This window comes from Polynucleobacter sp. (genome assembly GCF_018500155.2).
GTDB lineage: Bacteria > Pseudomonadota > Gammaproteobacteria > Burkholderiales > Burkholderiaceae > Polynucleobacter.
The window spans coordinates 1-6918 of record NZ_JAHBAK020000048.1 but is presented as its reverse complement, the minus strand read 5'-3'; the positions used below and the strand labels follow the sequence as shown (position 1 = coordinate 6918).

The 6918-nt window shown below is 42.0% G+C and carries 7 protein-coding genes and 1 tRNA gene; 5 read left to right on the top strand and 3 right to left on the bottom strand.

Annotation, left to right across the window (positions count from 1 at the left end; genetic code table 11):
* The 5 genes from KIH43_RS06050 to KIH43_RS06030 all read left to right on the top strand — a co-directional run.
* On the top strand, positions 1-787 hold a 787-nt coding region (locus KIH43_RS06050), incomplete at its 5' end, for an N-acetylmuramoyl-L-alanine amidase (protein WP_297718799.1).
* An 87-nt stretch (positions 788-874) separates the two neighbouring features.
* Positions 875-950 (top strand) — tRNA-Lys (locus KIH43_RS06045).
* Between the two features lie 257 nt (positions 951-1207).
* Positions 1208-1867: a DsbA family oxidoreductase gene (locus KIH43_RS06040; protein WP_297718796.1), complete on the top strand. Its 660-nt coding sequence runs from the start codon at positions 1208-1210 to the stop codon at positions 1865-1867.
* Positions 1868-2081: 214 nt separating this feature from the next.
* Complete coding sequence (locus KIH43_RS06035) at positions 2082-2828, top strand: SDR family oxidoreductase (protein ID WP_297718793.1); 747 nt, start codon at positions 2082-2084, stop codon at positions 2826-2828.
* A gap of 266 nt (positions 2829-3094) precedes the next feature.
* The gene (locus KIH43_RS06030; RefSeq protein WP_297718790.1) at positions 3095-3706 is read left to right on the top strand and encodes a hypothetical protein; all 612 of its coding nucleotides are present in this window, start codon (positions 3095-3097) and stop codon (positions 3704-3706) included.
* 107 nt (positions 3707-3813) lie between these two features.
* On the opposite strand, the gene KIH43_RS06025 is transcribed toward KIH43_RS06030, so the two are convergent.
* The 3 genes from KIH43_RS06025 to KIH43_RS06015 form a co-directional block, all read right to left on the bottom strand.
* Positions 3814-4677: a carotenoid biosynthesis protein gene (locus KIH43_RS06025; protein WP_297718787.1), complete on the bottom strand. Its 864-nt coding sequence runs from the start codon at positions 4675-4677 to the stop codon at positions 3814-3816.
* A gap of 211 nt (positions 4678-4888) precedes the next feature.
* Positions 4889-6016, bottom strand: coding sequence for a linear amide C-N hydrolase (locus KIH43_RS06020; protein WP_297718784.1), 1128 nt, complete (start codon positions 6014-6016; stop codon positions 4889-4891).
* Between the two features lie 69 nt (positions 6017-6085).
* Positions 6086-6918, bottom strand: an 833-nt coding sequence (locus tag KIH43_RS06015) for an alkene reductase (RefSeq protein WP_297718781.1), incomplete at its 5' end; no start/stop codon positions are given.

The window sequence follows — 6918 nt, the reverse complement described above, 5'->3', positions numbered from 1 at the left end:
TGCGCCTAAAGCTCCCACCGCCCCCGTCGCTCAAGCAATTCCGGAGGCAAAAGAAGCGCCTGCGCCAGCCAAGTACAAACGTTTAATCACGATTGCGATTGACCCTGGTCATGGAGGCGAAGATCCAGGTGCTATTGGCTCCTTAGGCTCTAGAGAGAAGCATGTAGTCCTATCTATTGCCAAACGACTCAAAGACAAAATTGAGAATGAAGCGTATATGCGCCCTTTCTTGACCAGGGATGGCGATTACTTTGTGCCATTACATGCCAGAGTACAAAAAGCCAGACGTGTTGAAGCTGACCTCTTTGTTTCTATTCATGCTGATGCATTTATTCAGCCCCATGCTAAAGGCGCTTCAGTTTTTGCACTTTCGCAAATGGGCGCCAGTAGCTCCATGGCGCGCTGGATGGCCAATAAAGAAAATGCTTCTGACTTAATCGGTGGGATCAATATCAAAACGCAAGATCGACAAGTGGCCAATCTCCTTTTGGATATGTCGACCACAGCACAAATTAAAGATTCCTTGCAGGTGGGCAATTCGGTTCTGAAACAAATCGGTGGATTTGCCCCACTACATAAAGGCAAGGTTGAGCAAGCCAGTTTTGCCGTTTTGAAGGCACCAGATATTCCCTCCATCTTGGTAGAAACCGCTTTTATCAGCAATCCCCAAGAAGAGGCCAAACTCAATGATGATGGCTACCAAGATCGGATTGCTGATGCGATTTTGAAGGGAATTAAGGACTATTTTTCCAAAAATCCACCTGTTGCCAGAAAGAGTAACGCATAGGCTACTTGTAACTACAAGGGCTTACGGGCGGCCTTCTAAGAACACAGGATCGCCCAACAAGTTCTTGCTATAATTTATGGCTTAACTGGGTCGGTAGCTCAGTCGGTAGAGCAGCGGACTTTTAATCCGTTGGTCGCGAGTTCGAATCTCGCCCGACCCACCAGTTATACCCGAGCCCTTAGAGAAATCTAGGGGCTTTTTCTTTTAGGGTTAGTGAAATGCGGTGACTGTTGGTGACAATTCGAAATCTTGTTGTCGTGGATTGGGTAAGACTGGAAGACGCTGGGTAACCGCAATGCACTATTGACAACCAACCCAAATATGCAACAACCGATTGTTTTCGACAACTGCGGCAGCCGAAAGAGCTGACCAGCACAAACCATCAAACAAATACTGATATCAGAATGTAGAATCAAATATATGAAACCATCGATCAAAATTGATTTTGTCTCTGATGTCGCCTGCCCTTGGTGTGCAGTTGGACTGGGGAACCTAGAAAAAGCAATGTTTGAATTACAAGACAAAGCCAATTTTGAGCTGCATTTTCGTCCTTTTGAACTTAATCCTAATATGCCAAAAGGTGGTCAGGATGCAATCGAACATCTGACCCAAAAATATGGCATGAGTGAGGAGCAAGTTCGAGAGAATCAAGCCCAAATCAGAGCAAGAGCATTTGAAGCAGGCTTTGATTTTCATCCCGATGGACGCAAGCGAGTCTATAACACCTTTGATTGTCATCGACTATTGACTTGGGTTGCAAAAGAATATGATCTTCCAAAGCAATTAGCCCTTAAGAAAGAGTTACTTAATAGCTACTTTTGTCTAGCTGTAGACATTGATGATCATGCCAATCTATTAGAAGCCGTTGGTAGAGCCGGCTTAGATCCCCAAAGAGCGCAAGAAGTTCTTAATGGAGATGAGTTTTCTAATGAGGTTCGAGATGAGGAGAAAATTTATACTAATTTAGGCATACATTCTGTACCCTCGATCATCTTAAATGACCAATATTTATTACAAGGTGCGCAGCCGCCAGAATCATTTATTCAAGCATTTGAAAGCTTAATAAATCAGACCGCCTAACTGTAAAACACTACTAACCGGAACCGCCAATGTACACAAGGCTTCCAAAGTGGTTCACTTTTGAAGCCTTTTTCTTTTGCACTGCATACTATAAAAAGATCTCTAAATGAATGTGTAACCAGATTATTGGATTGAGTACATTTTCAAAGCAGATATCACAAGCACTCTTTTCGCCTTCTTTGCCTCTAAATACAAATACAAGTAATATGTGACTATGTCAAAAGTCATGATTGTTACTGGAGCAAGCCGTGGCATTGGAGCGGCTACTGCAAAGCTTGCTGCTAGCAAGGGCTTTGCTGTTTGCGTGAACTATAAATCGCATGCCAAAGAAGCCCAAGCCGTGGTTGATGAAATTCAGAATAACGGAGGCTCAGCCATTGCCATCAAGGCAGATGTGACGATTGCCGATGAAGTAAATCATTTATTTACAGAAACAGTAAAGGCTTTTGGAAGACTAGATGCCCTAGTTAACAATGCCGGCATTTTAGAAACTCAAATGCGGCTTGAAGATATGTCAAGCGAGCGCATACAACGTATTTTTAATGCTAATGTCTTTTCAACGATTCATTGCATTCAAGCTGCGATTAAGTTCATGTCCATTCGATATAAAGGATTTGGCGGCTCTATCGTAAATGTATCTTCTGTGGCATCTCGTCTTGGATCTCCCAATGAGTATGTAGACTATGCGGCCTCTAAAGGCGCAATTGATACACTCACAATTGGTTTGGCAAAAGAATTGGCAATGGATGGCATTCGAGTCAATGCTGTGCGGCCTGGCTATATTTATACCGATATTCACGCTAGCGGGGGCGAACCCAATAGAATTGAACGTGTAAAGCAGTTTATTCCCATGCAGAGGGGCGGAACTGCTGCAGAAGTAGCTTCTGCCATTGTTTGGCTTGCATCTGATGAGTCATCTTATACAAGTGGATCCTTTATTGAGGTTGCAGGTGGTAACTAGCCAACTTAATTTGGATTCCCATAGGTAGGCGCTTAAATAACAGCTCAAAGGGGCCGGTCTCGCCCGCCCCATTAGTCATTCAAGTCTCTAACGGGCATAGCTTTTCTATTTGCTCGAAAAACTAACCAAAGATATGATTTTTGGACTTAGCAAAGCATTCCTACATATGCAAATATTGCATCCTCTCTAAGCATGCTTTGTTATATGATTTTGAGATAACTTCCTTACCGGATAATTAAATGATGCTAGATGACCAAAAGAAAAAATTGATAGAGGCTGAAGAGAGGTATCGGCATGAAATTGCTCAAAAAATTCGCTCTGAAACTGAATCAATAGAACAAACAGCAGATAAGCTAGAAAAGAAGTTTTGGGATAAGACTTTTGATTTACTCAATAGTAATTTTGGATTGTGGCTTCTTTCATCGGTATTCATTAGTGGAGGTGCCGCTATTTATCAGATAACGAGTCACCATTACGCGCAAAAGTTAATTAATCAAAAAGATTTTCTTACATGCGAATTTGAGATAGAAAATCGCTTAAATGCTATGGAGTACTTGCTTAAGAAAGCAAAAACAATTGGAGATGCTCAGTATGCCCTAACACCAATGGGCAAAAGTTTTGGAGCAGTCAGCCCAGAATTTGAACATGTCAATATTACGGGTTTATTTTTCAGAACTTACCAATTAACAGGTATCAATAATCCAAAAGCAGCTGAGTATGTAAAAGCCTTAGAAGAGATGAATCTTGATATTCAGCAAGCCAACCCCAAGTCATTACTAGATGACCAAACACGAAATAAATTACTGAAAGTCATTGAGATTCTCAAGCAGCACTCGATTCAATTAATTGAATCTGGAAAAGGGTCACTTTCTTTCTAATGATTCTTTAGTGGTAGACGAATATCAGGCAGCAAGCTGCGTCATAAATTAAAGGGCCAGTAAATTTCTCTAGGGGCCCTTGTTTTTATCTTTTCGCCAGTGTTCCGCTATTGCAATCTATCGTTATTTTTTACCTTGAAAAATGCCAGGCAAGTTACAAACAGCATCGAAAAGATAGATACAAGACCTAAGGTTTGATTTAGCGCCTTCACTGACCACACCTGAGATGCAGCATCTGTAACGCTGCCATCGGTTGCCATGATGGCAGTTGCTATTGAACCTAGGAAAATGACCCCATAGAAGGTAATGGGGAGATACCAATTGGATTTATTTTGATCTGCAGGCGAGTTTGAAATAGATTTTGTGCGTATCAAATAAATTGCCCACATCTCGAAGATAGTAAAGACGCAGAGAAACCATCCCAGAAAATTCGAAAATGGTACACCAAAGTAACTTCCGCCATCTTGCCAAATCCATTCATGCTTCACAGTAGACGATAGCGGATCAATACTCATATCCCACATCACCATCACAAAACTAGCAATCACTGGAATTGCAAATATCAACCTGGAATCAATCACACGATCAAACTTATCCAGTAGCACATGGGCTATCACCCATGAGAGATAACAAACGCCAAAATAGGCTGGCATGATCATCAGAGGCACTTGCCCTAACTTTGGACCCAGTTCAGAGGTATAAACATAATGTCCAAAAGGAAAGCCAGTTGCAATACTCAAAGATTCGTAGCACCAGCTCACTACGCAGGCGATGAGAAACATAACCCCTAAGTTACGCCAACCCAACCTCTGAGAGCCATGTATTAAAGCAAATATCAATCTAGCAAGAGTGCCCAAGATGCCTAAATGACCTGCAAAACTTAACATTGACGGCATGGCGCCAACGATAGAAAGTGCAGCAGAAAAAATAACTAATATCCAAAGTATGAGTTCAGAGTTTTTATTAGGCATTGCGTTTCCTGTAGATATTTCTAATTAAGCAGTGAGTATAACTTGCACCTTATATTGCGAGTATTAACTTCACTGAAGATGACCCGGAACATCTTTCATTGCTATTTATATAAATCGTTTTAAATAATAATTAAAGCAATCAATTTTTATTGCTCTGACCGAGTCAATAAAAAAACCACCCGTAGGTGGTTTTTAGAGCTCAAGATAACCTTTATTTATAAAAGAGATTAAATGAATCTGCGCCAGCTTCATTTACCTCTTTGGCCGATACAGTTTTCATTTTAGTAACGTTTTTGAGTTTGTTCATATCAATGAAAGACCAGTTCAAGGACTCAATGCCTCTGTAGTAGAAACGGTTTCCTGCTAGATCATTCATCACGATGTAACTAGATACCTCGCTTGAAAGACCCTTGCTTCTGGGGCCATCACCCATTCCACCAGCACCATCAACCGTTAAATCATATGGTCTATCAAAGTTATTCATGATGTGACCTAATGTAACAATAGCTTCATCTGGTGTTTTGGCTTTGCGCACATAATTGGCGTAGAAAGCCGCTTTCACAAATCTACCAGTAGCTGTTTCTGCACTTGGTAATGCTGATAACGCTATCCCTGCATCCTGGGTTTGTAATTTCAATTTCCCAAGCTGCCCAGTATTCTTGTCTTTATTAGTAAAAGTGTAGTTATTTAAGTTCTCGAGGTGCCATGGAAACTCTGGTCCATTTGTCATGACATTTACTGGGTTGTCATAGACATTCTTTTTGCCATTCATAAACTCCAAAACGATTCCAGCCCCTGTTTTATCCCAAATTGCATAGTGCAATGGGAATGGACGATTTCCCATCACCGCAATCGCGGGAAGCCAAATTTGAGTATCGTCACTCAATAGTGCCGCCTTTGCTTCAGCTACGTTTTTAAAGTTACCCAGAATCCAGCCGCCAATATCTGGCGCAGCCAAAATCTTGGCATTGTCAGTACCAACTGGTGGCGCAGAAGAATCGTTTAAGGCATTGAGCGAAATCGTGAGGCCCTGATCATTTGAAGCATCTACAAATAATGGATGTTTTGCACCAGGAATCGCTGCAAGCGTCACTCCCAGAATTGGATATTTGGTATTGAAAGTCTTTCCCTTGGAGCCATTAGGAGTAAAGGATTCAATTTTTTCACCGGCAGGCAAATACGTAATCATAGAAGGCACTTCTACTGAAAACTCATAGCCCCTACCCTTATAGGCATTCCCTTTAGTATCGGTGACTACTAGGGCAGTACAAGCGATTGCATTTCCAACGGAAGCAACCATCAATGATGAGGAGACTAGAAAGCTAATAATTTTTTTCATAATTTGATGTGAATGATTTAGTACAGGAAATTGTATTTGAACTGCTTGTCTAGCAAACCAATTTCACCTTCAATAATCGGTGTATCCTTTTTCTCCAGGCGTATAGAAAGTGCTCATATCTGGGTCAGTTAATTGAGCGCCTGTCTTGAGCTTTTCCACCAAATCTGGATTAGATATAAATGGTCTACCAAAGGCAATCAAATCGGCTTCTTTGGATTCCAATGCCTTCTCTGCGGATTCGGCTGTAAATCCACCTACTGCAATATAGGTGCCAGCAAAAGCCTCTCGTATTTTCTTTTTGAGGTCAGCCGATACAGGTGGCGCACCCATTGCAGAGTGATCTACAAGGTGCAAATACACCAACCCCATCTTCGAAAGATCGCGTGTTAAAGCCAAGTACTGGGGCTCTAGCTCTGGGAAGTCTCCCGTGCTATTGAAAACGCCTTGTGGTGAAATCCGAATACCCACCTTATTAGCTCCGATTGCTTTCACACAGGCATCAGCTACTTCAATCACAAAACGGTTGCGACCAGCAATATTGCCTCCGTAACCATCAGTACGTTTGTTTACCAAGGGATTTAAAAATTGTTCCATGAGGTAGCCATTGGCAGCGTGTAGCTCAATGCCATCAAAACCTGCTTTTATCGCCAATGTTGCTGCATTGGCATATTCAAGAACAACAGCTTTAATCTCTTGCTCAGTCAATGCATGAGGCTGTGTGTGTGGTTGCATGCTGCCACTTTTATCGACCCACATTTCACCAGGACACACCTCTGGTGACGGACCCACGACGCGCGCTCCTGCTGGCAAATTATCCTGATGGGTCACTCGACCTGTATGCATCAGTTGTACAAAAATCTTTCCACCCTTTTGGTGAACGGCATCTGTTACCAATTTCCATC

Coding starts and splice junctions, on each gene's coding strand:
- KIH43_RS06020 (WP_297718784.1), bottom strand. CDS start 6,016: ATGAAAAAAATTATTAGCTTTCTAGTCTCCTCATCATTGATGGTTGCT.
- KIH43_RS06040 (WP_297718796.1), top strand. CDS start 1,208: ATGAAACCATCGATCAAAATTGATTTTGTCTCTGATGTCGCCTGCCCT.
- KIH43_RS06035 (WP_297718793.1), top strand. CDS start 2,082: ATGTCAAAAGTCATGATTGTTACTGGAGCAAGCCGTGGCATTGGAGCG.
- KIH43_RS06025 (WP_297718787.1), bottom strand. CDS start 4,677: ATGCCTAATAAAAACTCTGAACTCATACTTTGGATATTAGTTATTTTT.